24 protein-coding genes and 1 pseudogene are annotated in these 25,382 nt (G+C 63.9%); 6 read left to right on the forward strand and 19 right to left on the reverse strand.

The window, feature by feature from the left end; genetic code table 11:
* The first annotated feature begins 269 nt into the window (after nt 1-269).
* The gene (locus tag ACFP3H_RS12060; protein WP_378604116.1) at nt 270-848 is read left to right on the forward strand and encodes a hypothetical protein; all 579 of its coding nucleotides are present in this window, start codon (nt 270-272) and stop codon (nt 846-848) included.
* Here the strand turns inward: ACFP3H_RS12060 and ACFP3H_RS12065 are convergent.
* The 8 genes from ACFP3H_RS12065 to ACFP3H_RS12100 all read right to left on the reverse strand — a co-directional run bounded on the left by ACFP3H_RS12065 (nt 841) and on the right by ACFP3H_RS12100 (nt 6,866).
* Entirely contained in the window at nt 841-1,254 is a 414-nt protein-coding gene (locus tag ACFP3H_RS12065) for an SCO4402 family protein (RefSeq protein ID WP_378604119.1), read from the reverse strand. The two genes, ACFP3H_RS12060 and ACFP3H_RS12065, sit on opposite strands and share 8 nt — an antisense overlap.
* A gap of 146 nt (nt 1,255-1,400) precedes the next feature.
* Nucleotides 1,401-1,715 (reverse strand): hypothetical protein, encoded by a 315-nt coding sequence (locus ACFP3H_RS12070; RefSeq protein ID WP_378604121.1) that lies wholly within the window; start codon nt 1,713-1,715, stop codon nt 1,401-1,403.
* 478 nt (nt 1,716-2,193) lie between these two features.
* A complete protein-coding gene (locus ACFP3H_RS12075) occupies nt 2,194-2,526 on the reverse strand; it encodes a hypothetical protein (RefSeq protein WP_378604124.1) in 333 nt (110 codons plus the stop codon).
* Nucleotides 2,527-2,820: 294 nt separating this feature from the next.
* Nucleotides 2,821-3,909 carry an IS630 family transposase gene (locus ACFP3H_RS12080; protein ID WP_378604127.1) on the reverse strand — a complete coding sequence of 363 codons (1,089 nt, stop codon included), beginning with the start codon at nt 3,907-3,909 and terminating at the stop codon, nt 2,821-2,823.
* A gap of 799 nt (nt 3,910-4,708) precedes the next feature.
* The gene (locus ACFP3H_RS12085) at nt 4,709-4,930 is read right to left on the reverse strand and encodes a DUF7336 domain-containing protein (protein ID WP_378604130.1); all 222 of its coding nucleotides are present in this window, start codon (nt 4,928-4,930) and stop codon (nt 4,709-4,711) included.
* A gap of 19 nt (nt 4,931-4,949) precedes the next feature.
* Complete coding sequence (locus ACFP3H_RS12090) at nt 4,950-6,221, reverse strand: hypothetical protein (protein ID WP_378604133.1); 1,272 nt, start codon at nt 6,219-6,221, stop codon at nt 4,950-4,952.
* A gap of 3 nt (nt 6,222-6,224) precedes the next feature.
* On the reverse strand, nt 6,225-6,524 hold the full coding sequence (locus tag ACFP3H_RS12095; RefSeq protein ID WP_378604135.1) for a WXG100 family type VII secretion target: 300 nt from the start codon (nt 6,522-6,524) through the stop codon (nt 6,225-6,227).
* Nucleotides 6,525-6,866, reverse strand: a complete 342-nt coding sequence (locus ACFP3H_RS12100; protein ID WP_378604138.1) for a WXG100 family type VII secretion target — start codon at nt 6,864-6,866, stop codon at nt 6,525-6,527. It abuts the gene before it with no gap.
* Between the two features lie 708 nt (nt 6,867-7,574).
* Here ACFP3H_RS12100 and ACFP3H_RS12105 point away from each other — a divergent pair.
* Entirely contained in the window at nt 7,575-8,060 is a 486-nt protein-coding gene (locus ACFP3H_RS12105; protein WP_378604141.1) for a hypothetical protein, read from the forward strand.
* A 47-nt stretch (nt 8,061-8,107) separates the two neighbouring features.
* Here the strand turns inward: ACFP3H_RS12105 and ACFP3H_RS12110 are convergent.
* The 4 genes and pseudogenes from ACFP3H_RS12110 to ACFP3H_RS12125 form a co-directional block, all read right to left on the reverse strand.
* Nucleotides 8,108-8,224 (reverse strand): annotated as a pseudogene (locus tag ACFP3H_RS12110) (VapC toxin family PIN domain ribonuclease); the annotation flags it as partial.
* A gap of 183 nt (nt 8,225-8,407) precedes the next feature.
* Nucleotides 8,408-8,731, reverse strand: coding sequence for a hypothetical protein (locus ACFP3H_RS12115; protein WP_378604144.1), 324 nt, complete (start codon nt 8,729-8,731; stop codon nt 8,408-8,410).
* A gap of 407 nt (nt 8,732-9,138) precedes the next feature.
* On the reverse strand, nt 9,139-10,392 hold the full coding sequence (locus ACFP3H_RS12120) for an amidase domain-containing protein (protein ID WP_378604147.1): 1,254 nt from the start codon (nt 10,390-10,392) through the stop codon (nt 9,139-9,141).
* An 80-nt stretch (nt 10,393-10,472) separates the two neighbouring features.
* Nucleotides 10,473-10,769: a hypothetical protein gene (locus tag ACFP3H_RS12125; protein ID WP_378604150.1), complete on the reverse strand. Its 297-nt coding sequence runs from the start codon at nt 10,767-10,769 to the stop codon at nt 10,473-10,475.
* 297 nt (nt 10,770-11,066) lie between these two features.
* Between ACFP3H_RS12125 and ACFP3H_RS12130 the strand changes: the two genes are divergently transcribed.
* Nucleotides 11,067-12,329 carry an ATP-binding protein gene (locus ACFP3H_RS12130; RefSeq protein ID WP_378604153.1) on the forward strand — a complete coding sequence of 421 codons (1,263 nt, stop codon included), beginning with the start codon at nt 11,067-11,069 and terminating at the stop codon, nt 12,327-12,329.
* Between the two features lie 198 nt (nt 12,330-12,527).
* Complete coding sequence (locus tag ACFP3H_RS12135) at nt 12,528-13,121, forward strand: hypothetical protein (RefSeq protein ID WP_378604156.1); 594 nt, start codon at nt 12,528-12,530, stop codon at nt 13,119-13,121.
* 1 nt (nt 13,122) lies between these two features.
* Here the strand turns inward: ACFP3H_RS12135 and ACFP3H_RS12140 are convergent, their stop codons facing one another.
* From ACFP3H_RS12140 to ACFP3H_RS12150, 3 genes are all read right to left on the reverse strand, one after another.
* On the reverse strand, nt 13,123-13,320 hold the full coding sequence (locus ACFP3H_RS12140; protein ID WP_378604159.1) for a hypothetical protein: 198 nt from the start codon (nt 13,318-13,320) through the stop codon (nt 13,123-13,125).
* 616 nt (nt 13,321-13,936) lie between these two features.
* Complete coding sequence (locus ACFP3H_RS12145) at nt 13,937-14,434, reverse strand: peptidylprolyl isomerase (protein ID WP_378604162.1); 498 nt, start codon at nt 14,432-14,434, stop codon at nt 13,937-13,939.
* Nucleotides 14,435-14,523: 89 nt separating this feature from the next.
* Nucleotides 14,524-14,907, reverse strand: a complete 384-nt coding sequence (locus tag ACFP3H_RS12150; RefSeq protein ID WP_378604165.1) for a hypothetical protein — start codon at nt 14,905-14,907, stop codon at nt 14,524-14,526.
* 108 nt (nt 14,908-15,015) lie between these two features.
* Here ACFP3H_RS12150 and ACFP3H_RS12155 point away from each other — a divergent pair, with 108 nt between their 5' ends.
* A complete protein-coding gene (locus ACFP3H_RS12155; RefSeq protein WP_378604168.1) occupies nt 15,016-18,348 on the forward strand; it encodes an arabinosyltransferase domain-containing protein in 3,333 nt (1,110 codons plus the stop codon).
* Between the two features lie 407 nt (nt 18,349-18,755).
* Here ACFP3H_RS12155 and ACFP3H_RS12160 read toward each other — a convergent pair whose 3' ends face one another.
* From ACFP3H_RS12160 to ACFP3H_RS12175, 4 genes are all read right to left on the reverse strand, one after another.
* On the reverse strand, nt 18,756-22,208 hold the full coding sequence (locus tag ACFP3H_RS12160; RefSeq protein WP_378604171.1) for an arabinosyltransferase domain-containing protein: 3,453 nt from the start codon (nt 22,206-22,208) through the stop codon (nt 18,756-18,758).
* Nucleotides 22,209-22,273: 65 nt separating this feature from the next.
* Nucleotides 22,274-22,786, reverse strand: a complete 513-nt coding sequence (locus tag ACFP3H_RS12165; protein ID WP_378604174.1) for a hypothetical protein — start codon at nt 22,784-22,786, stop codon at nt 22,274-22,276.
* 192 nt (nt 22,787-22,978) lie between these two features.
* Nucleotides 22,979-23,521 (reverse strand): hypothetical protein, encoded by a 543-nt coding sequence (locus ACFP3H_RS12170; RefSeq protein ID WP_378604177.1) that lies wholly within the window; start codon nt 23,519-23,521, stop codon nt 22,979-22,981.
* Between the two features lie 111 nt (nt 23,522-23,632).
* Nucleotides 23,633-24,628 (reverse strand): helix-turn-helix transcriptional regulator, encoded by a 996-nt coding sequence (locus ACFP3H_RS12175; protein ID WP_378604180.1) that lies wholly within the window; start codon nt 24,626-24,628, stop codon nt 23,633-23,635.
* Between the two features lie 58 nt (nt 24,629-24,686).
* Here ACFP3H_RS12175 and ACFP3H_RS12180 point away from each other — a divergent pair, with 58 nt between their 5' ends.
* Entirely contained in the window at nt 24,687-25,310 is a 624-nt protein-coding gene (locus ACFP3H_RS12180; RefSeq protein WP_378604183.1) for a TIGR03086 family metal-binding protein, read from the forward strand.
* Nucleotides 25,311-25,382: the final 72 nt, after the last annotated feature.

A 25,382-nucleotide genomic window follows, 5' to 3' on the forward strand; every position in this document is an offset into this window, starting at 1 on the left:
TCACGGCCGAGACGGCAGGCATCGAACATCCCCCAACCGAAGTGACTTGCCTCACATTGCGGAACGAATCGAGATCCGATGCGTCCAACTCAGTGAGGAAGCAGTCGGAGATCTGAGATGGAGTAAGTGATGTCAGCAGACGAGCTCGAGGTCGATCTGGATGATGATGACCTGTATTTTCAACAACGGCGCGACCGTGGATGGCTGGCCTAGCTGTGCGACGTGACGAGGTGATAATCGATGCGAGTCGGGACGTGGAGTCAGGAAATGTGGTCGACCAGCGCTTCTCCCGTTTCACGCTGACCGAAGCGCTACCGCCGATCTGCATTCAGCACGGCCGTTCCGCCGTCGCCTGGTCTGAAACCGCGATAACTTTCGATGGGACGCAACAATACACAACCGCGTACGGTCTGAAGGAGTCCTACATCGGGGAGGACGGGTTGCTGACAAAGGGATTGAACAAGTCCGCTTCGCGGATACCCGATGCGGATTCCGTCCTGCACGCGAAACTGCCCATGTGCTGTTGGTGTCGTTTTCGCACCGGGCTGTACAGTTTCGCGTTTCTCGCAGGCGTATTCGCCGCTATTTGCACGCTGGTCGGCGCACTCGCAGCGCAGCAAGCTGGTCGAATGGATCTCGCCAAGTACTTCGCCTTCGCCATCTTTCCCGGCTGGATTCCGATCGGCATGATTGTGTTGGTCACTCTCTTCAACCGCGTCCAACCGACCTTGAACGCACGTCGCACGGCCGATCGCCGGGGAATCGCAGTCCGCGCGCATCCGCGCTTCATCGCACAATACGAAAGTCGGCCCGATCCGCAGAACAACCCCGAACCCGGGTTCACATGACAGGCCACCACCCGCCCGGAAATCCGCCGGCGCGATCCGCGCAAGCACCACGTACTGCCGCCGCACGAGCGGCCATCACCACAGCCCTCCACCGGGGATCACCGACATAGGTCGCATCCGGTGCATCGCGGAGTTCATCAATGAGCGGCGTCAGCACGCGACCGAGATGGAACAACGCATCGACTTCTTCGCTGCTCACCAGTATGGAGCCGATCCGCAGCGAGGGGTCCGGCAGTACAACGCAGTCGTCATACAGCGTGTGAACGCTTGCGTCGAAATCGTCGTAGAAGCGCGAATGCGGATACTCCCGCCGCAACCAGACCCGTTCCTGATAATCCGGATCAGCCAACGCACGAACCGCCGCCAACACAGCCGCCCGCATCTCCGGATACTCGACACCGTCCATGGATCCCATCCCTCCCGAAACCGCTCAGGCGCAGCCCGAGTTCAACTTGTACAGGTGCACAGTGCCGACATGATCGCGGACGTAGAGCAGCCAGGGCGGCTTCCCGCAACCTCGTGTGGAGCGTTCGATGGCGAAGGAATCTTCGCTTAGCCATGTGGAGTCCCGAAAACGTCGGTGTGCCAGTACTTTCGAGGATCATGGAACCAGGGATCGACGGCTGGGTGGCCGAGCACGCGAAGCGGTGCCATGTCGATGTCGTACCGTCGGAACAGTGCCAGCAGTTCGCGCAGCGACTCCTCGTCGATCGGCGTACTGACCACGATCTCGAGTGTGCGCAGTTCGCCTCCGAACGATCGGACCGCTCGGATCTTGCCCAACCACTCGAAGAACGCGGTCTCGTCGTGAGGGGAGTAATACCAGACGTCGGTGGCTTGGAGAGCCACCGAATCGCTGCCGTCCATCGGTACCGCTCCTTTCTGGATGTTTCGCCGCACAGCCGGCAGTGCGCATATTTTCGCGGCCATGTCAGTTGGGTTCTCGTGCTTCCGCACCCGGGCGAGTTCCCGCCCAACTACTGGGACAATGAACGGGCGCGTTGAATTCAATCCGGCGATGAGATTGCGCCGATTCAATCGTCAGTCAATACGATGAGTGCCATTCGATCAGAGCTATGCGATATCGCAACCAGCTATAGTCATCCTTATATTCATCGGTGCTGATCAACTCGGCCAGGAGAGTCTCGTTGCTGTAATCCCGGTTGCTTATCGCGTAATTCTTGATATCGATCCACTGAAACTTGTGGTCGAGGCCATTGTCGAATGAGTAGTCGCGGAAATGTATGAACTGATCTGCTAGCACTGCATTATACTTCGTGGGTCCGCACTGATCGTTTGGCGCTGCGGAGAACTCCTCAGATCGAGACCGATGAGATCGGCAGCGCTATTTCGCGAATATTTCGATATCGTCGAGCGCATCTTCGGCGCGACCGGCAGTTTCCGGATCTGTCATCAGTGCGTGTAATGCGGGAAGCACTGTGTCTTTGTCCACCGATCCATGAATGCGCGCGACGTGCCCGATAGCGGTCGCCGCAGTTGCCCGCACGCTGCCAATTCTTGATTTCAGAAGTCTGAGCGCCTGCAAAATCACCCAATTTCCATCCGGATCTGACAAGGCAAGTTGAATAATCGCACTTTCAGCCTGTTCGGCATCCCCCGATTCCAGCATCACTATCGCCGCTGCCCGGTCGATCGGCTCTGGTTCTTCGTATCTCATTCGATTGGTTTTCCTTTCCTGTTCACGACTCCAGCTTTGACGAGCGCATTCTGCATCTCCTGTGTCAGCTGGTCCCAAGTCCTTTGGTGTCCGTGGTATGTCCCTTTTCCTGGGTGCGTCTCATCGAATACGTCGAACTCCCCGGTCTCGGGATCATACGCAACTCGTCGCGATGACGTCGGCTTGATCTGTACTGATCTATCCAGTGACTCCTGGGGATTCGTCGGTGCAGGCGCAGCGTCACCACGTTGCTGAGTCCCGTGTTTAGGAGAAGGTTCGTATACTAGTGCCTCGTCAAGCAACCTTCGGTAGGTAATCCGGTCGCCGGATCTTGGAGTTGACGGCGAAGTCACGCTTGGGTCGGGCATGCTGGTTGTGCCAACGGATATAGGCCCCGATCGCAGCATCCTGCTCACCATGGCTGCGGTGATCGGTGCCGTTCAACGCGAAGTAGCGCAACGCCGCGAACTCGGACTCGATCCAGTTCAACCACGACGAATACGTCGGTAAGAACACCAACTCCACATCATTGGCCGCGGCCCAGTCCCGGACCTCGGCCCGCTTGTGCGGGGAGAAGTTATCGGCGACGACATAGAGCCTTTCGCCTGGCCAGCGGGCTCGCAGCGACTTCAACAACCCGAGAAACTCCTGCCACCGCTTACGATCCCGGATCCGGTAATGGATCTTCCCCGTAGCCAGATCCAGGGCGCCGAGCAGGTGCCGAACACCCTGAGTGCGGTGATATGTCGCCCGCAACCGCTTCGGCTTACGCCGCGGAAACCAGCCGCGACCAGCACGGGGTTGCAGGTTCAACGGCCCGAACTCATCGACACAGACCACCCGCCCGTCGGCGGGCCGGTGGTCGTAGAGGTCGAGGATGCGGTGCATCTTGGTCGCGAACTCAGGGTCGGTGCCGGCTTTCCAGGTCTTGACCGCCTGCCACGACACACCCTCGGCCTTCAATATCGTACGCAGAGTCTCACGACTGATCTCAGCGATCTTGTTGGTGGCCAGCACTTCTCGGAGTTTCGACAAGCTCCACACCGAGAACGGCCAACCGAGGTCTCGCGGGCAGCACCGGGCGATACAGGCAATGCGTTCACGCGTTGCCCGATCCACCTTGCTCGGTCTGGCCGCGCTCCATTTTGGGTCCAACGCATCGAACCCCCGCTCGTTGAAGTCGTGGATCACTTGCCGCACATAGGCTTCGCCGACCTGCATCAACCTCGCGATCGCGGGGACCGGCTGGCGTTGCGCCGAGGCCATCACCACGATCGCACGCCGCATCCTGATCGGTTGCATGCTCGTCTTCGTGATCTTCTGCAGTCGGCGGCCCTCCTCCGGGCTCACCTCTTGCACAAACACTTCCGGCTTCCTGGCCACCGGCATCACCTCCACCGGGCAGCATCACCGGTCACAGGCGCGCGATCAACTCGACACCCGTTACCGAAGCAACTTTCCTGGACGAGGCACTAGCAGCGGCACCGCTCGGGTCGACATCTCCGAGGCAAGGAACATCCCCGCACGCACCACTTTCACCTGATCGCTGCGCAGCAGCGGTGAGATGCGGGGGCGTCGGTGGCCCACTGAGCGATCGCGGTGAGTGATCGTGCACCGGCCAGCGTCGCCGCTAATCCCCGGGGCCACGACTGCCGCCAGTGAGTGGCGTCGGCCACGTCGTCTACGCGGATCGGGCGCTGTGGCAAGTACTTCCAGCAAACCGGTGGAAACGGGGTAGTCGTGGGCGGAGTCGGCCAGAGTGGGCGATGGCGGCCCCGCAGTGGCGCTCGCGTTCGCGACCGGCGATGATGAAAACGCGGACACAGCAACGGCTTTCGACGATCGGGTATAGGAACCATGATCATCTCGGGGTTGTGGCTGTGTCCGCACCAGCGACACGCCCGAATCTGCTGGTCAGAACCTCATGTCATGACTTTGACGGAACCCTGCTGGCTACCTGACCAGTTACCAATAATCTAAATCAATCACATAACGCTGTACGACAAAATTATCGGGATAGGCGCAGAATCCTGGCTCAGATCTAAGGCGCGCGGCAGCCGCTCGTGCGGCGTCTTCCGACGCATACACGCCGATCCGCTTAGACTCTTCGATGCCACCCTCCGTTACGTAAGTATGTTCGAGCAGGTACGCCGAGTCCATCAAATCTCCTCAGATAGTTCGCTCATGAACCTGCGGAAAGAAATCCGCCTGTCCAATGATCTTTACCCATTGTGTACTTATCCACGCTGAAATTGTCAGGGTTGTCACGAAATCCTGGCAAATTCTTCATTCGATCCACCGCCTCGTTCGCTTTCGATTCCGAAGAGTACAGCCCGATCGTTCGAATCACCTCCTCTCCATCTTCCAGCTCGTACCAGTGGTCGACAATAAATACCTCGTCCATTCAAATCTCCATCTACGTGCTACTTGGGGTCTTGCCAGGAACGGTCTCCGTATTTCTTGATCTTGTTGAACTCAGTCTTTGGTCCCGTTCCCTCCCAGTTTCCGGGCCCGTATTGCTCATCCATTAGGCGACGCGCATACTCTTTCCCACTTTCACCTACGAACGGCGGACGCCCCTTGGCCCAGCTGGGTACATCAGTTGCCTTTTCTTTACCTGAGCCAGAGGTCGGCACCTTCTTGGGCCGATCGACCGGGACAGCGTCGTCGTTGGCGGCGACGTAGACAGCCATGCCTGCGATGGCCGTGATTGCCGCACTGACTCCGGCGCTGGTCAGGTCGGGGATCGCGGTGAAGCTCCCGCTGGCGGTACCGGCAACGACAACGGCCCCCACTACGGTGACCAGTCTGCTCACGCTCACCGCGTTCTTGATGACGACCGCCGTGCTTTCCACGATCTGGATTGTCACGGCTGTCCCGCCCGCGCCAGCCGCGACGGCGCCCGTGCCCGCGGTGAAGATGGCGACGACGCCGACCAGTACAACGGTCATCGCGATCGCGGCGCCGAGTTCGACGGCGGCTGCGGCGACTTTGTCGCCGATGTCCTCACGCATCTTGCCGAGCTCGCTGTGGTGTTCAGTGAGTGGGGTAACGATTCCCTTGGCTGCCTCGGCCAGCAGGGTCGCGGCCTTCTCGAGCGTCGCGAGCTTCTCGTCGATGGCGATGATGTTGGGATCGGTACTGTCAGCGAACTTGGCCTTCACGCCGTTTATCCGAGTGGCGGCGCCAGTGACGTTGATATTCTCGGCGAACGCCTTCCAGGCATCGCGTGCGGTGGCGAGTTTCGTGGTGTCGCCGTTGGGGATTCGGCCCACTCGCTCGAGAAGCCCGACGACGACACCTTCATCTAGGCCGGGACCATTGTCGCCGCGCGCGCTGACCGGCAAAGCCATTCCCGAATCGTAGAGCGGCTCGGATTCAGTCGGTTTGACGGGTTCGGTCCCGCTGGCTGTAGTCCGGTTGGAGTACCACCAATTGTAACCATTGGCCTTGAGCACGTCGCCGTAGCGTTGCAAGGCGTTGGCCAAGGTCGCGGCCAAGGTGACGATGTCGCGAGCGTGGGGGTCGTAGGTGTTGATCCAATTGTCACAGCTGTCATGATTGCCCGCCATGCCACCGCACTCGTTTTGCAAAGCAGCGTTGAGGGGTCCTAGTGCAAGACTGAGATCGTTGGCGAGAAGTTGGCATTTGTTTCCGGCGTCGTAGTACATGCCGGTGTCGATAGTCCAAGCCATGCGCTATCCGGTTCCCAACATCTTCTTGTTGAGATCAGCGGCACCGCTGTAGCGGGTGTGTGCCGATTTCGCCGCAGTGCTCATATCGCGTAAGCCTTCGGCGAATTCCTTTGCCCCGCTGATCCATTGAGTGTGCGCGACCTGATATGCCTCCGCCGCTACACCTTCCCAGATACCGCCTTGCAGGGTGGCGACCTTGTCATCGATCTGGTCCAGATGGTCAGCGACGTATCCGGCCAGACCGGCGAGGCGCGCTACGATCTGATCCAGTTGCTCCATATCCACCGAGAATTGGGATTCCATCTACAGCCCCGGAAGATCGAGGCTGGACATATTCAGAGCGTTGGCGTACGAGATATCTTGCTGCTGGTAGGTTTCGGCGGTGATGCCGAGTTTTTCGGCCATCGTCGTCAAAGCGGCAATAATTGTGGACCCGCCCTCGCGGGTCTCGGTCCAGCCGGTGCCGAAGACGGTCGCGAGGTCGCCGGTCCAGCCGCTGGCGAGCAGTGTGTCGACATCGGAGTGCGCGGAGTCGAGGGCGGTGCGCAGAGACTCGGCGATGCCGTAGACGTAGCGTCCAACGGTTTGGACTTCGGCGGGTACAACCGACAGCGGCGGGACGCCGCTCCCCCCAGGAGTGCTCATGGCGGGCGATGCTACCGGAGCGGGCTCCGAAAGGCCGCGTGTGTCGACGGTCGACCAGGGCATAGGGTCGCGTCAATTTGCGCGGCGACTCATTGTCGATCGGTGCGTGGGAGTCGCCAGGGCGTGAGTATTCGCGGAAGTCGCTGGCCAGAGCGGGAACTCGCTAGTTGCTAGCGTGAGCAACAGTGTGTAGCGTCACAGGAACAAGAACGGCCGCCCGGTGAGCGCCAACTCACCGAACGGCCTGGGTACGAAACAGGAAACAGCTGTTCGCACCGTAGGGTGAAATCCTACCTGCAACGGCTCGACGCATCATGCGTCGGGCTTTCGTCGTTCCAGGGGTCTGCGTATGCCCTGGTGACGGGCCACCTGTGTCGTGTCCGGGCCCGGCCGCTCCTGTCGGTCGTTATCGGAGAGCCCGACCGAGGGACAGACAACCCTGCTACCCAGCCTCCTGCGAGCACCTTCGTCGTACGCCTCGCACGTACGCACCTGGTCGGTTCGGGAGTGCACACCTGCGACCAGGTCCGACACCGCCACACGCCGATTCGGGCGTGGGGCCAATTGTGTTGGCCGAGGACGCAAATCGGGGTTCGGTGCGGGGAAGCGGGCAGGGATGGTTACGACACCGGCACCCTTGGGTGCTCCATTCGGGGCTCTGAACCGAGCCCCTCGAACAAGCCAGGACCAACGGTGAACTGCGAGTTCATGTTTGTAGTCGACGCGATCGTGGACGCGTTCGATCCGAAGATCGAACTGGTTGAAGCGGAACGGGACTGCGTCGTCGAGCGTCACGGTGGGTTGACGTTGATCACGGTCACGGTGGCCGGACCCGCGGCTTTCGCGGCGGGAGTCGAGGCGGTGCGGGTGCTGAAGGCTGCCGGCATCGCGGTGATCCGAACCTACGCGGACTTGGTGACCAGGCAGGATATCGCCGATCGGGCGCAAGTCACGCGGCAGGCGGTCGGCAATTGGGTGCGCGGCGAGCGCAGTGGCAGCCAACCCTTTCCGGCGCCGACGAACCTGGCAGCGGGCGGCTTGTGGTTGTGGCGCGACGTGAACGAATGGCTGGCCGCGCGCGGTCTTCGCCACGACGCGACGGAAAAGCCAACGCTGCGAACGCTCGCACGACTGGACACGTGGCTTTTCGACCATGCGCGCGACGACACGATTTTCGGGAAGCGCAGTGCTTGATTCGAGGCAGACCGGAATCAGGCGGTTCTGTCCAAGGATCGTCACTCTCAGAGTGATCCGCGCTCAGCTACCCATTCGGTCGGCTGGCCGGTGATCTCGGCGATGCGGTCGTAGTCGACGTTGTTGTGTAGTACGGTCGCACCGCCGAGTTCGGCCGTCGCCGCGGCGGATGTCCTCAGCGAGGCGCGAGAGATCGCGCCCACCAGTCCGCCATCCCCGCGCAGAATCAGTGACATCGACCGTGATGCTGTCCGAACGCGCACCAAGTTTTCGTAGCTATGCGCACCATCTCGAGGAGCAATGCGCACCATAGCCGCCGCGCGCTGGTCCAAGGATCTCGCGAGAAGCTATTGAGACATAGCTTCGACTGCTTTCCCGACGCGGTCGAGGCTGGTCGCGTAGCGCTCATCAACGCTCATTCGGGCGGTGACGACGGTGACGATGTTCTGACCGATACCCTCGAGTTCGCTCAAGCATTCCAATATCTCGCGTTTGCGTATGAATGCGAAGTCGGTAAGAGCGACCCCTGTCGCCCATCCCTCGTTAGCTTGTTGGGCCGGTGCAATCTCGTCGAACTGTTGTTCCACGCGCGTGTGCGATTCTGCACTGTTGATAGATATATTTACTCCTGCCGCGCGTGCTGCTGCGGGATCAATGCAGATGTCCGTCATTGCTCGGCCTTTCAGGTGCGAACTACGCAGGGGTGGTAGCTGGGAGAGATCGGCTCCTCCGAACTTGGGTAAGCGATAGATATTCCAACGATGAGCCCGTATCCGATAGCAATTATTCCGCCGATCGTGGCAGTGAAGACGATGAGGGCCTTCACGGATGACCGTTTGGATCGAATGGATACTGCACCCAACGATATAACGGCGATTCCTGCCACGGCAAGTAGTAGGACCGCCAGCCAACTGAGCATGGTGGTGCTATTCGCAACTGGGACCGCGACCGTGCACCGAGATGCGCGCAACATCTCGGTGCGCTTATCGAGTCGGCCGTCAACTGCCGTGAGGATCGCCAACGCGACGGTAGAACATGCGATGAACAATCCTGCGGGTAGGAGTAGGTTTCGATTCACCTACCAGGTCTCCTTCGGTCTGATTACGCGGATATTCTGCGCACCGCCATCCTGATTGGAAAAGCCGATTCTGTCGGTGAGGCTGAAGTCATTTCCATTGCTGGTATGTTGCGAATAGAGGACATCACCATTGGGTAGTACAGCTGTAACTATCGCAGTATGGTGCGCCTCGCCAGGCTTGTAGTCGCCGACATTTTGCGTGTGTTCCCAGTAGATTATGTCGCCAGGTTTGGCTCCGCTGGTGCCCACATCCTGCGCACCGTTTTCTAGGAAGAAGTTCTTCTGCTTTTCGGCATTGAACCAGGTATCGGTGTGGCTGAGGCCCTGGATCGACCCTGGGCCGGGGGGATCGAAGTCCATGCCAGCTGTTCGGCTGCGGCCCCACCCATTCTCGTCGGTAGTCATCGATCCTTTGGGTGCCAGACCGGACTCCGTCAACGTAGTCGAAACATAATTGGCACAATTATTCTGAAATATGTCGATGGATGTATCAGTCGCGTGGGTTCGTGCGAAATCGACGGCCTTCACAGCATTATACCCATTGGAGCCTTCGAGGTCTTTCTTCACGCTGTCGGGCAAGCCGTTGAGGCTGTGAAGTTCGACTGGGACCGCGAGCATCAGTTGTTTTCGTCTGTCGACGGCAAGTCCGTCCCACCATGCTTTGACGACATCCGGTGGCTGTTCCTGCGGCAGGGTTTCCCTGATCGCGTCAAGCGCGTCGGACACTGCCGCGGACTGTTGCTTGATTGCTTCGTCGAGCGAACTACTGTTCACGCTGATACTGAGTTTTCTCAGTGCCCCGGCAACCTCTTGGTCTGCGCGATCCGCCGCATCGACCGCATCATTGATCAACGCGTTGTAGCGTTTGCAGTCGTCGGCCGCAGCATCTGGGTCATAGTGGTCGGCGGGTACGATGAAGGCGTCACCGACCAGGTGCAGGCCAGCGACCGTGCCCGCCGAAATCGCTGATCCTGCTTGTGCCTGCGCGATTCGGGCGGCGTCTTCCAGAGTATCCAAAGCTGTCACAGCGCCGCGCAGGAGTACGCCAATCTCCTCGAGCTTGCCCGTCACATCTGAAATTCGGCTCCGAACAATGTCACCGAGGTAGTCCGTCCAGGACTCTTCGAGCCGGCGGGAACCGTTGGCGTGAATCTCTTGGACGGCCTCTTCGCAATCCTTTGCTGCGGTAAGAAGATCATTGGCCGCTGCCTGCCACTTCCCTGGGTCGGCGTAGCGAAGCTGGTGGAGGTTCAATTTCTTGCAGACCCTGCCTGTTCGCGATCGATGGGATCATTGCGCACTTGCCGCGCAATGGGATTATAGGAGTCGGGCACTCAACCGGGAAGTTCGGTCTCGTCCCTGATTTGGGCGCGGAATTCTTCGATGCTGTCGACTCGAGCTTGGAGTTGGGATTTGGCTCGGTCGGCCCAGGCGATGGTGAGGAGCATGGCCTGTTCAAGGGGGTCGCCGTGGGGGCCGAGGGTGTGGAGGCGGGCGGTCATGGCGGTGGCTGTGCCGAGGAGGTTGAGGCCGCCGGCGTCGGCGATCGGTAGTGACTTGCGCCAGAGATCGGTGATGCGGTCTCCGAACTCGTCGGTCTGGTCGGCCAGTTCCTGGAACAGCGCCGACATCCGCGCACCGCCGTCATCCCGCCGTGCGCCCCCGGCACCTGGCGCCCGGAAACCTTCCACGTCGCCGACGTGAAACCCCCTGCGACCCAACCCAATAACTACTTCCAACACGATGGCCGCAACGCCCCCACGCCCGCTTCAACCGCCGCCCCGCCGACGGCGGAGGCCACGCCGTCCTGCGCCTCGGCGACTACCACGCCCACCCAACCGTCGCCGACGACTTTTGGAAAGCGACTGCCCGGCAATTGGAAAATCAACCTCCGGCAATTGGAAAGTCGGAACTGCTATGATGGGGCTATGACCACACGTTTTGCCGCGTCTCCGCTCGGCATCTTCCTGCCGAGGCATGCGCAGAAGTTCGTGGAAGAAGCGCTCGCCGACACCAGGGTGGTTCTGGTGAACGGGGCTCGGCAGTGCGGCAAGAGCACGCTGGTGCGGTGTATCGGAAGGTCGCGAGGGGCGGCCTGGAACAGCTTGGACAATACGGAGTCTCGACTCGCGGCCCAACGGGACCCGTCAGGTTTTGTCGCCCAGCCCGGACCGCTGATCATCGACGAGGTTCAGCGAGCCCCCGAACTGTTGCTGAGCATCAAAGAGATCGTGGATGCCGACGGAACGCCAGGTCAGTTCTTGCTGACCGGCTCCGCCCGGGTCATGGCTCTGCGGTCGGTACCGGACGCGCTGCCGGGTCGAATGGAAACCATCGAACTATGGCCGCTCGCGCAGGGCGAAATCGACGGTGCACCAGATGGATTCGTAGACGCGGTCTTCCGGGAAGGTCCGGACGTCCAGCACTACTCGGACGAGTCCCGCGCCGGGTACATGGAGCGCATCGTTCGCGGCGGGTTCCCCGAATCGCTGGGTCGAACCAGCAAGCGGCGTTCGCGGTTCTTCAACTCCTACGTCGCCGACCTGATCAATCGCGATGTCTCGGAACTTGCCGAGATTCACCGGGCGCCGCAAATGCACGCGCTGACCCAGCTGCTGGCCGCCCGGTCGGGGCAACTGCTGAACTTGCGGTCGCTCGGTACCGAACTCGGTTTGACGCATCCGACTGTCCAGCGATACGTCGGATTGCTGGAAGAGGTCTTCCTGATCAAGCGGATTCCCGCGTGGTCGCGAAACATCAGTTCGCGGGCGGTCTCGATGCCCAAGGTCATCATGGTCGACTCCGGAATCGCCGCGAAGCTGTGTGGGCTCGACGCGCACGCCCTCGGCCGAGTCGGCGACGTCGCCGGACCACTTCTGGAGGGTTTCGTGGCCTCGGAGATCGCGCGCCAATTGACTTGGTGCGATGAGGAAGTCGACCTCTTCCACTATCGAACAAGGGACCAGGTCGAGGTCGATATCGTGCTGCAGAACCGTCGGCGCCAGGTGGTGGCGATCGAGGTGAAGGCGGCCAACACGGTCCGCGGCGACGACTTCACCGGGTTGCAACACCTGCACGACCGCATCGGTGATGATCTCATCGCCGGAATCGTCCTCTATACCGGAACCCGAACCTTGCCCTTCGGGCCGAAGTTTCGCGCGATGCCGATATCGGCGCTGTGGGAACTGTGAATCGCCATCTGGCGATCGGATGGAACCGATCGGGGCTCTGCTGCGTCCAAGTAGGTGACAGGAGTTCCCTGTGCTGTCGAGCGAGGGGTCCGCGGTAGGTCAGAGATGTTTCGATGACAGACAAGCTCACCGTCGAGGTGCCGCTACGGTACACATTGGTGAATGAGGGCCAGGCGAACGGAAATACGGAGTATCGGCATGACGACAGAACTGTCTGAGCGTGTCAGGCCTCCGCTGCCGACCGCGTGGAAAGGTTGGATGGCGGCAGCGGGCGTCGCGACATTGCTGTGCTGTGCCTGGCGGCTGTGGGCGAGTGTGCCGGTGTTCGACGACGAGGAGGTCTTGCTCTTCGTCGCCCCTGTGATCGCCGTTCCGGTACTGGTCTGGCTGGTCTTGGTGATCATCGCCGGGGTGAGGAAGTACATGAATTGGTGGCGTTGGGGGCTGCTGGTTCCCGGCTTCATCATCGCCACGATCGTGGTGTCGGGGTTCTCTGTACCGGGCCGGATCGGCTGGCAGTTGGCACGCGGCGATATGGATCGGGCAGCCGCTGAATGCGGTTCGCTGGAAAGCGGACGGTTCGGTGTTCCATATCAGAGCAGAACCGTTGGAAGCTACGAGTTTCACCATATCGGGGGTGGTCCCGGCGGAGAATGTACATTCTTCCTGTCGAGGTACTATCCGGGCGTAACCAGCGGGTTCGTGTACCTACCGGACGGCCGAATCCCCACCGACGATAGAGATCACCAGTATGTCCACCTCGGTGGCTACTGGCACTATTTCAGGCGCTAGTTCAGCGCCGGAAATGCGCAAGCACCACTGAGCCCTTTTCATCCTGCCGAAGCTTCAGATACGAAATCTTAGTTGTGACACCAAATAGGATAGAGGTCCTCACGTGGTAGCCGAGTTGGCGGATCTGGTCGAGCGTGCGCGAGCGGTGCTTGCGCGTCATCCCGATGGTATCTGTGCTGGTGACATGCCCGGTGGTCACGGAGAAATGGGAGCGGTAGCCGGTGTATTCTATGGGCTAGCGAGCGTTCTCTCGATGACAAACGGTCCGCGAATGGGCATTGTGTCTATTTTTGGAACCGAGGACCTTGATGGCAGCCAATTTTATTGCGATTCTCTCGATGGTGGTCGGGAAGATTGGATTTGCTGCGGCTTGGTAGATATATCGCCAATATTCATTCATAGAACCTCGGGCGCAGTATGGGTTCAGTGGGATACTCACGAGTTCGCCCGGTTTTCCGACGATATTTCTGCCTTCTTGGTTAATTATGGGTTTGGAGACGGCTACCGCACGCTTGAACCCCTCGCTGATGATCCCTGGCTGCCTATTCTGCACGAGATACTTCGGATTGGGGGGTGCAAGAGGGCTCCGTAGACGTCGCTATCGGTCGAGCTTATAGGCTTTCCGCCGAAGGCATCGGTACTGGTTAGAGTGAGCCCTTTTTCGTTCTGCAGCTGAACAATGTTGTCCCGCACCATGGCGGACAAGGGCTACCAAGGCGTAGCGGGCAGGATGAAAAGGGCCCGCTGGTCGGGCTGACCGGAAACCGCACGGGCCGTCACCGGGGAATCGGTGACGGCCCGCTGTTATCGAAGAATCAAGCCACAGAAGCGGATTCGATGATCACGTCATCGACCGGCACGTCCTGGTGGGGGCCCGCGTTGCCGGTGGGGACGGCGGCGATCTTGTCGACCACCTCGGTGCCGTCGACTACCTTGCCGAACACGGCGTAGCCCCAGCCCTGGCCCTGGGGGGCGGTGTGGTTGAGGAAGGCGTTGTCGGAGATGTTGATGAAGAACTGGGCGGTGGCCGAGTGGGGGTCGTTGGTGCGGGCCATCGCGACGGTGTACTTGTCGTTCTTCAGGCCGTTGGTGGCCTCGTTCTGGATGGGCGCCTTGGTGGGCTTCTGCTTCAGGCCGGGCTCGAAGCCGCCGCCCTGCACCATGAAACCGGGGATGACGCGATGGAACACGGTGCCCGCGTAGTGGCCCGAGTTCACGTAGTCGACGAAGTTGGCGACCGTATTCGGCGCGGCCTGGTCGTCCAACTCGAGCACGATCGGTCCGTAATTGGTTTCGAGATTCACCTTGGTCATGCGGTCGAGTCTAGGACGAACGCCTGAGCAACCCGACAGCTGCGGGCGGCTCGGAGCGCCGTGTACTGAGGAACTGCTGGTGACGGCGCTCAGCTGGCAAGAGCGGAGAGTTGTCCGGTTTCGCCACCCAGCAATTGGCGAGCGCGCACCAAATGGTCGGCGGCGGCGACGATTCGGTCGTAGCGCGTGGTCGTATCCGGGATCCCGTAGTGCTCGGCGAACCACCTCGCGACCTCGGTCCACGAGTACAGCGCGTAGCCGTCACCGCTCATCGGCGCGGGAAACCCGCCGGGGCCTCGGTCGCCATTGGCGAGGCGTCGAACGCTCTCGTAGGTACGGGTGGTTCGCGCCGCGATCGTCTTGAGCGTCACGAGATTTTCCGTTCGCACGCCGACGACCGCGAAACCGGCGGACTCGACCTGGCCGACAGCAGTGATGATCGCCGACGCCAGCGACTCGTCGTCTCGGTGCACGTGCAGGACCGAGGCGATACGTGGTCCGGTGCATAGTCACACCACTGATCGGCTCGGGTATGCGTGCGACCCCTCGCGCGTGGCGGCGGGCAGATAGCATGTCGAACCGTGCCAGACGCCGCAACAGCTGTTCTCTCCAAGCCTCCTGCCGAGCCGGTGGCTTCCGCGAAGGACTTTCGGGTCGCGCGATGGATCGCGATCGTCGCGGGTCTACTCGGGGTCGCGTTCGCGCTGGCTACGCCGTTTTTGCCGGTGACGCAGACGACCGCGCAGTTGAACTGGCCGCAGAACGGTTCCCTGGGCAATCTTCAGGCGCCGTTGATGTCGCAGGTGCCGATCGATCTGAACGTGTCGATTCCGTGTTCGGCGGTGGCGACGCTGCCCGAGCAGGGCGGGATGTTGTTGGCGACCGCGCCGCCGCAGGGGGATCGGGCCGCGTTGGAGGCGCTGTTCGTGCGCGTGTCCGATACCGCCGTGGACGTGGTGGATCGCAACGCGGTGGTCGCCTCGGCGGATCGTTCGGCGATGGACGGATGTTCGGCGATCAGGATCAGTTCCGATGAGAGCCGCACCAGCGCGGAGTTCGCAGGGCTGACCAAGGAGATCGAGCGGCCGGTCGCGGGGCAGCCGGGCGTGGTGGAGACCGCGCAGGTGCCGGTGCAGGGGCAGTTGCTCGGTGATCTGCGGCCGCAGGTGGTCGGCGTGTTCACGGACCTGAAAGGTGATGTGCCGCCGGGTCTCTCGCTGACCTCGACGATCGATACGCGCTTCTCGTCGAGTCCGTCGCCGAGCAAGCTGATCGCGATCGTCGCCGCGGTGCTGTGCACGCTGCTCGCGCTGGCCGCGCTGGGCGCCCTCGACGGCAGCGACGGCCGCGGCCACCGCCGCTTCCTGCCGCGCAATTGGCTCAAGCCCACCTGGGCGGACGGTGCGGTGATCGGCACGCTGCTGGTCTGGCATTTCGTCGGCGCCAACACCTCCGACGACGGCTACATCCTGTCGATGGTGCGCGTGGCCCCGGACGCGGGCTACATGGCCAACTACTTCCGCTGGTACGGCGTCCCGGAGGCGCCGTTCGGCTGGTACTACTACGTGATCCAGGTGTTCGCCGAGGTCTCCACGGCCAGCCCGTGGGTGCGCGTCCCGGCCCTGATCTGCGCGATCCTGTGCTGGATGGTGATCAGCCGCGAGGTGGTGCCCCGCCTCGGCAACGCGGTCAAGCGCAGCAAGGTGGCGCTGTGGACCGGCGGCCTGGTGTTCCTGGCGTTCTGGCTGCCGTTCGACAACGGCCTGCGCTCGGAGCCCATCGTGGCGCTCGGCGCCCTGCTGACCTGGGTGTCGATCGAGCGCGCCATCGCCACCGGGCGCCTGCTGCCCGCCGGTGTGGCGGTGCTGATCGCGGCGTTCACCCTGGCCGCGGCCCCGACCGGCCTGATGTGTATCGCCGCGCTGCTGGCCGGCATCCGGCCGCTGGTGCGGATCGTCGTGCGCCGTCATCGCGTCTTCGGCACGACCGCGCTGCTGGCCCCGATCGCGTCGGCGGGTCTGCTGGTGCTGGTGGTCGTCTACGGCGACCAGACCTTCGCCGGCATCCAGGAAGCCAACCGCGTGCGCCAGGCCACCGGCCCGAACCTGGCCTGGTACGAGGACTACCTGCGCTACTACTACATGTTCGTCGAGACCGTCGACGGCTCGCTGGCCCGCCGATTCGCGTTCCTGACGATGCTGTTGTGCCTGTTCACGACGCTGCTGGTGCTGCTGCGCCGCCGTCAGGTGCCCGGTATCGCCTCGGGTCCGACCTGGCGGCTGATGGGGATCGTGTTCGGCACGATCTTCTTCATGATGTTCAACCCCACCAAGTGGACCCACCACTTCGGTGCCTACGCGGGCATCGCGGGTGGGCTCGCGGCGGTGACGGCGGTGGCGGTGTCACAGAGCGCGCTGCGCTCACGCAAGAACCGGGCGATCTTCCTTGCCGGACTGCTGTTCGTGCTCGCGCTGTCGTTCTCGGGCATCAACGGCTACTGGTACGTGTCCAGCTACGGGGTGCCGTGGTTCGACAAGACCATCTCGGTGAGCGGCATCAACTCCAACACCGTGATGCTGATCCTGTTCGGCGTCGCACTGGCCCTGGTCGGCTGGTACGCGCTGCGTGAGGACTACGTGAAACCGGTGCCGTCGGCGAAAACCGCGCGCGGCAGACGAATTCGCAAGTTCGCCGCGATCCCGCTGACCGTGGTCGTCGGGTTGATGGTGCTGTTCGAGGTGCTCTCGCTGATCAAGGGCGCGACCCAGCAGTACCCGGCGTACTCGCTGGCGCGCTCCAATATCGACGCGCTGAGCAACAACTCCTGCGGTCTGGCCAACGACGTGCTGGTCGAATCCGACCCGAACGGCGGCAGGCTCGAACCGATCATCGACCCGGCCCGGCCGTTCACCAACCCCGACGACCCGCTCGCGGGCACCGACTCGGTCGGGTTCACGCCCAACGGCGTGCCGGGCGACCTGTCCGCCGACGCGGTGGAGGTGAAGCCGGGCACCGGCAACACCAGCAACCAGTCGGTCGGCGCGGCCTTCGCCGAGGGCGAGAGCGCGGGCACCGGCGGCGGCGAGGGCGCGCGCGGGGTGAACGGGTCGACCGTGGCGCTCCCGTTCGGCCTCGACCCGGCGCAGACCCCGGTCCTCGGCTCCTACCAGGAGGGCGTGCAGCAGCCCGCGCACCTGGAATCGGCCTGGTACGGGCTGCCTGCCCGCTCCGCGGAATCGCCGCTGGTGGTGATCAGCGCGGCCGGGCGCATCGCGTCCAAGGACGACACCGGCGCCGACAAGTACGGGCAGGCGCTGTTCGTCGAATACGGCACCCGCAACCCAGACGGCAGCGTCGAGACCCTCGGCGCCTATCAGCCGCGCGATATCGGCCCCGCGCCGTCGTGGCGTAACCTGCGCGTGCCGCTGAGCGAGCTGCCGGACTCGGCGAACGCGGTGCGCGTGCTGGTCAACGACCCGATCCTGATCGGGGACCAGTGGCTGGCTTTCACTCCGCCGCGGGTGCCCACGTTGCAGTCGCTCGACACGTTCATCGGTCGTGATCAGCCGGTTCTGCTGGACTGGGCGGTCGGTCTGCAGTTCCCGTGCCAGCGACCGTTCGCCCACCGCAACGGTGTCGCCGAGGTGCCGAACTACCGCATCCTGCCCGACCGTCCGCTGGCGATCTCCTCGACCGACACCTGGCAGGCGCAGGAGTTCGGCGGCCCGCTCGGGTTCACCCAGATGCTGGCGAACCGGGTCACCATCCCGACATATCTGAAGGACGACTGGGCGCGCGACTGGGGTTCGCTGGAACGCTACGACCAGCACCTGCGGGCGACACCGGCGCAGCTCGAGACGAGCACGCACTCGCGCAGCGGGCTGTGGAGTCCGGGGCCGCTGCGGGTGTTCTAGCCGCCGACAGGAACAGGGCGCGGACCACGTGATGTGGTCCGCGCCCTGTTGGTTGTATGAGGTAACAGGAGGTCAGACTTCGAGCATGCGACGGTTCAAGTCGCGGCGTAATACCTCTTGTGAAGGCAGTCTTTCCAGTACCCGCATTACAGCCGGTCGTAGTTCTTGCTTCTCGTCGTCGCTGAGCAAGTCGACGAGATCTCGTAGATCCATGTCATCGAAGGCTCCTGTCATACCCACCAGGGTACGTGTTCAAACGCGCTGGCACAGGTCCTTTACGCTGTCATTTACAGGTGTTTCACCTGCCCGAAATCGTCACGGGGACTGAATGTTTGGTTCACGGCATGCGCAAGTACAGGCCACTGCCCTTGCGCTGCCTGTGTCTGAACATGTGGCGGGCGCCACACCTACTGCGCCCGAATTGCCGGTTCCTTCGCCCGACCCGACTGGGTGATCACCTCGACCGAGATCTGCGCGGGCGGTGCCGGCTGGTAGGGGGTCAACCGCTCCAGCGAGCCCCAGTCGCGACCGAGATCATGGTCGAGATAGGTCGGCACAGTTTCGGCCCTCAACAGTAGGTTTGTCCACCCGAGCGGACCGCCGCCGATATCGTCCTGCCAGGCGTTGGACGCGTCGGAACCGACCCGATCCGGCAGAATCCGCCACTGCGGGGCCTGCGCGACGCCGTCACGGTGCTCGAACGGCTGCTGGCAGGGGAAAGCCAGACCCACGTGCCAGTCGAGCAGCACGGGGTCGTCGCGGCCGACCAGGGAGTCGAGAGTGGTCAGGCGCGGCAGGCGCGGCGGGGTCACGGCCAGCCACTGCTTGGCGGTGATGTCGTTGTCGACGGCGACCAGACGCACCGCGTTCACGCCGTCGGGCAGCTGATCGATCGGCACGCGCAGGTTGCGCCACGATGGCGACGGGCCGATATCCATCGGCACGATCGAGCCGGTCACCGTCACCGAACCGTCCGCGGCGCGGGTGCCGTATTCCAGCCGCAGATCCTGGCCGTAGTGGGAGACGCCGTCGGGGTCGACGTAGCGGATGCGCCCGGCGGCGGTGATCACGAGCGCCTGGTAGGCGGGATCGTGGCGCATGCTGTCGACGAGGTCGTAGCGGTACCACTGCGAGGTCAGCTTCGACTGCTGCTGCACGCCGTCCTGGTAGGAACCCAGGACGGGCGTGCTGGCGGGGTCGAGGCCGAAGGGGAGCGCGACGGTGCTGCCGTTGAGGCCGGTCTCGGCGGTGGTCCCGCCGCCGGTGCCCGCGCCGGTGGTGTTGGTGGTCTTGTTGGCGGAATCCTTGTCGACGGAGTTGGCGCCGCCGATCACGGTCTCGTCGGCGTCGGCGGTGAGGTCGGCGGCCACGCCGTTGGGGGTGAAGCCGGTGGATTCGGCGTTCAGGCCGTCGGCGGGGTCGCCGTCGTAGGGCAGCAGCAGCGAGTCGGCGGTGTTCGTCTCCACCAGCACGTCATCGGCCAGGGCGCAGGTATTGCCCTGGAGCGCTTCGATATTGGACTTCGCGATGGAGTAGGCGGGGTACTGGGTGACGGCGCCCTTGAGCATCGACGCCACCTCGAACAGGACCAGCAGTGCCGCCGCGAGGGTCAACGGCATGGTCGCGAACTTGTCGAAACGGCCGGTGCCCGTGGGCTTTCGGTAGGGGGCGCGCAGGTGGAAGTACAGGGCGACGACGAGGGCGAGGACGGCGAGTCCGAGGAACAGCGTCGACACCCCCTTGCCCGCCACCATCGGCGCCTTGTCCCAGAACGGGACACCGAAACTGGACACGTACCACCAGCCGTTGGAGCCGGTGAAGGTCATCGCGAGCAGGAACAGCACGGCCGAGGCGAACAGCGCTCGATTGCGCGGGGCGCGAATGCCGTTGGTGCCCACCGCGACCGCTGCCAAGGCCGCGAGCGAACCGGCCAGCCCGGCGTAGACGCCGAAGTGGTGGGTCCACTTGGTCGGCGTCCACATCATCAGCAGCAGGGCGGCGAACACGATGCCGAGAATGCGCACCGACGGGCCGCGTGAGGTGCCGGGAATGCGGCCCTTGCGCAACACCTGCAGGACGCAGACGAGCAGGCACAGCAGCATCACCAGGACGCCGAAACGGCGGGCAAGGGAGCCGTCGGGGGAGAGCATGAACAGGGAATCCCAGCGGGTGCGCTCGTCGAACCAGGCGACGTTCGGACCGACCAGGGTGCGGACGCGGGTGGCCTCCATGACGGTGGCGAGGGTTTGGTCGGCGAAGACGATGACCAGGACGAGGGTGCCTGCGGCGATGCCGGGGGCGAGGAGTGCGGCGTAGCGGAAGATCGTGGCGCGCAGTGAAAGTCGTGCGGCGGTGCCAGCCGTGCCGCCTGCGCTAGCCGTGCTGCCCGCGTTAGCCGTGCTGTCTGCGTTAGCCGTGCTGCCCGCGTTAGCCGTGCTGTCTGCGTTAGCCGCGCTAGCTTGGCCGGCCGTGACTGCATCGGAAGCAGCTTCCACCTGGCGATCATCGTCGAACTCGCTGCTATCTGCCGCGATCCGGCGCGGCAGCAACCCCTGCGCTCGCTTGATGATGATCTGCATGACCGGCCGCGTACCCGCGATCAGCGCCGCGATACAGATCAACCCCGTCGGCCCCGCTGCCAGCGAGAACGCGGCGACCAGGATCGCCAGGGCGGCGGGGAGCAGGCGGGCGGTGGCGATGGCGCGTTCGATCAGGCACCAGGTGAGCAGGGCGCCCGCGGCGATCAGCGGCTCGGGGCGAAGGCCGTTGTCGTAGGGGAGCCAGAAGGCCAGGAACACCAGCCCGGCCGTCCACAGCGCCACCTTGTCGCGGCGCACGCGAGCGCCCAAGCGCGGCAGCACTTCTCGACTGATCACCGCCCAGCAGACCAGCCCGGCGACGAGCGCGGGCAGACGCATCCACGGGCTCGCGTCGGAGATCTTCGTCATCCAGGCGAGCAGTTCGTAGGACCAGCCGAACGGCGCCTCCGGGACCCCGAACCAGCGGTAGTAGTTCGCCATGTACCCCGACGGCCCGGACGCGCGCGCCATGTTCAGGATGTAGCCGTCGTCGGAGGTGTTGGCGCCGATCACGTGCCAGCCCAGCAGCGTCGCGACCACCACCACGTCGGTCGGGGTGATCCGCCACCAGTGCCGGGGCAGGAAGCGGCGGGCGCGGCGGCCGTCGGCGTTGTCGAGCAGGTGCAGCGCGATCAGCGCGAGCAGCGTGAACACCCCGGCGCCGATCATCGCCGCCAGTTTCAGCGCGGTGGGGGTGGAGGTGAAGCGCGAGTCGATATCGGCGTGCAGCGCGGCGCCGGTGAGCTGCTCGGCGGCCAGGTCGGTGTAGACGCCGACGATCTGCGGGCGCTTGTCCACGGTGACGGTATTGCGGAACGCGCTGCCGTCGGCGCGGGTGACGCCGAGGAATTCGACCGTGGTGGCCTCGATCGTGGAGTCGATCGCGATCGTGTCGCAGCCGGCGATCTCGGCGATCGGCGCCGACAGCATCGGCACGTCCCGGGCCTGCACGGTGAGCGAGCCGTCGCGGGCGACGACGCTCAGGCCACGGGTGATCTGGCCGGAGTCGACCGGGACGGTGGTCAGCAGCGTGGTGGCCGCCTCGCCCTCGGGCAGCTCGCGCAACATCGAACACGGCAGTCGCGCGTCGAGCTGCTGGGGCACGTACGACACCAGCGGCGCCTGCACGCTGGTGGCGCCGGCCTGCGGCCAGTCCAGGCTCGCGCGGTCCTGACGCACCGGCAACAGCGGCGTGAGCAGGGCAAGCACGAACCCCAGCAGCCCGCAGACGAGGGCGGTCAGGCGGATTCGGGTGAACGCACGTTCAGATCGGTCCGGCACGGGGATTGATGCTATCCATCGAACCCGCGCGCGGGGCGGTCCCGTTCACCCAACGCGGTGAAACGCTAGCCGGTCTTGCGGGCGGCCCAGTCGATCTGGGAGCGCGCCCAGTCGGGAATCTCGCTGTCGGGTCGCGGGAAAGCGGCGAATTCGGCGGTCAGATCCTCGGCGGTGACCTCGGGCATCCAGTCGGCGATGGCGCCGGTGGAGTAGCTGGTCTTGTACCGGGTCGGTCCGGCGATGAAGATCTCGGCGCTGAGCCACGCGCCCGTCTGCGGGTCGTAGGACATGCGCTTGTGATCGGCGAGATGCTCGAGCACCTCCACCGGCGGCAGCAGGTTGGTGACCGAGCCGCCGCGCTCCTTGATCTGCACCCCGGCGACCAGATGCTCGCCGACCTGCACCGACCACAGCAGCGCGAACTTCTGTCCGGGGGAGAGCAGGGCGATGGTGGCGTCGATGACGGCCCGCTCGATCGCACTCAGCGAACCGAGCGGCTCACGGGGCTCAGGTTCGCGTTCCAGACGCTGCTGGCGCGTGAGAAGAAGGTCGATCCGCTCCGGTCGGCTGAGCGTCATAGCTATACCTCTGCATCCGTACCGATCAGCGCTACCAAAAACTGATTTCGGTCGGCCGAACATCCAACAATTCGCAGCGTACTCACCGCGCGACACCGACCGCGCGGTTTGTTCACCCTATCGGCACACATTGTGGTCTATCGATCGCCAGCGCACCAGTGGCTACCGGGTGTCGAGGAACACAAGTATCTGTTACGCCGCGGAAGCGCGCAGCGCGAACCAGCCCTCCCTCGGGTCGGCGAAACCGTGGTAAACCAGCGGAATGCGCTGGTCGATCGCGAAATATCGGTACACCGCCGCCATCGCCTGACGGATCGAATGCGCCTGGAAATCGTCGATCCGACGCATCCCGATTCGGCGCTCGGGCAGCATCGCCAACCGCGTCAACTCCGCTGGATCATCCACATCGAGCCCCCACGGCGCGGGTTCCTCGATCAGATGGTCGTGCAGCACCTCGCGCGTGTGCGGCGGATCGTGGCGCGGACCGGTGAACGCCACCCGCTGCGCGCGCGCCAACCCACGGGTGTTCAGTGGCATCCGCGCGGCCTGGATCAGGTCGATGAGTTCGGCATCGGGCGTCGGTCGGGGTATTCGCCCGGCGACCGGGGCCTGTTCGAGCAGGTGCATCATCTGCCCGCCGCGAACCAGCGGTTCGGGAACCAGAAAAACGCTGATGCTCGGGCAGGAGCAGTCGAGGCCGGTGAGGCACACCCTCGTGTGCAACGGATCGGACATACGTCCTCCTCCGGTAGCGGGTCGCCGGGACCCGTGACGTGCAGGATCTTCGTTCCAACGCCATCCGCCGAGAACCCTCACGAGCCCGCGGCGGCGACCGTGCCGCACCCGTCAGTGTAGTGCGGTCGGCTGGTCCCGACATTGCGAACCGGCCACCGATTCGGTGTAGCGACGGGCCAGCACGCGCAGATGCGCGACCAGCTCCGGTGGCCCGTCGACCCGGAAATCCATCATCAACATGCTCAGGTAGATCGCGATCGTCTCCATCGCGTCGGCGCCGGTGAACAGGACACAGGAGTGCTCGTCGATCGGCTCGACGACCCCGACCGCCGGGTTGATCCTGGCGATCACCGTCTCGGCGGATTCGAGCACGGTCACGCGGGCGTGCACCCGCCAGGCGGTGGTGGCGATGTGGCGCATGACGAAGGCGACCAGGTCGTCGTCGGGCAGCCGGCGCGGGGCGAATACGCGCGGGTTCGTCGCGGCGCGGGTGAGCTGGGCGACCGGGATCGCGGTCCAGTCGTGGGTCGTCATCGCGTAGGCCACCAGGTACCAGCGGCGTTGCCAGTTGATCAGCCGGTAGGGCTCGAGTTCGGTGGTGCCGGAAGCGGTTTCGACGGTGACGGCGGTGGTGCGGCGGATGGCGTCGGCGAGGGTGGTGAGGAGGTCGGCGCGAACGGGGGCGTCGGGTTCGCGGGAACCGGTGGTGGCCGGGCCGATCTCGGTGACATCGCGCAGCGCGGACACCTTGCGCTGCAAGCGTTTCGGCAGGATCTGCTCGATCTTGCGCAGGGCCCTGGTGAGGTGGTCGCCGATATCGGAGACCGCGAGGGCGCCGTCGTGGGCGACCGCGATGGACAGGGCCACCGCGACGGCCTCCTCGTCGTCGAGCAGCAGCGGGGGCATGGTCGCGCCGCGGCCGAGTCGGTAGCCGCCGATCGCGCCGCGCTGGGCGTGCACGGGGTAGCCGAGCTCGCGCAGGCGTGCGATGTCGTTGCGCACCGTGCGTTCGGTGATGTCGAGGCGGGCGGCGAGCTCGGATCCGGTGTAGCTGCGGTCCTGGAGGAGGGCGAGGAGGCGCAGGACGCGCGGGGTTGTTGCGGCCATTTTCACCTCGTGTGGAATCAGGAAAGAAACGAGCCTAATGGGTTCCTAGGCTGGAGTCATGAACAACATCCTCGACACCGTCTGGCGCGACGTTCTCGCCACCTCCTACCGGGCTCTGAACGAGGTCGTGGCCGGTATCGGCGACGACCAGTGGAACCTGCCGACGCCCTGCGCCGAATGGACCGTCACCCAGGTCGTCCAGCACGCGGCCGGTGACCAGCTCGCCTACGCCGCCGCCCTCGGGGTCGGCGCCGGTCCGACCTACAACCCCTTCGACCCGTCCGGGGTCATCGACGGTTCCGCCGTCGAGCTGGTCCGCGAAGCCGTCGACCAGACCGCGACCGCCTGGTCCACCGTCGCCGACGAGACCCCCACCGTCGCGACACCGCTCCCGCACGGCGAGCTGACCACCCCCGTGGCCGCCGTCCTCGCCGCCCTCGACGCGGCCGTACACGCCTGGGACATCGCCATCGCCACCGGTCAGCCTTCGCCGCTCACCGACGAGTTGTCGGCCCACCTGCTGGCCGCGGCCCGCACCTTCCACCCGGCGCCGGGGTCCGGGGTGGCGGTCGAGATCATCGAACCGCTGCGGCAGTGGGGTGCCTACGGACCCGTCGTCGACGGAGACACCACCGGCGCGACCGACGAACTCTTGCACTACCTCGGTCGCACTCCCGCTTGATATCGGGCTCCGAGCGAGCCGCGAACCCGGCTGCGGGCGGCCGCGACACCGGGACTCGGGAACCTGCGCCGA

Origin of the sequence: Nocardia lasii (genome assembly GCF_042658545.1) — a bacterium.
Lineage (GTDB): Bacteria > Actinomycetota > Actinomycetes > Mycobacteriales > Mycobacteriaceae > Nocardia > Nocardia lasii.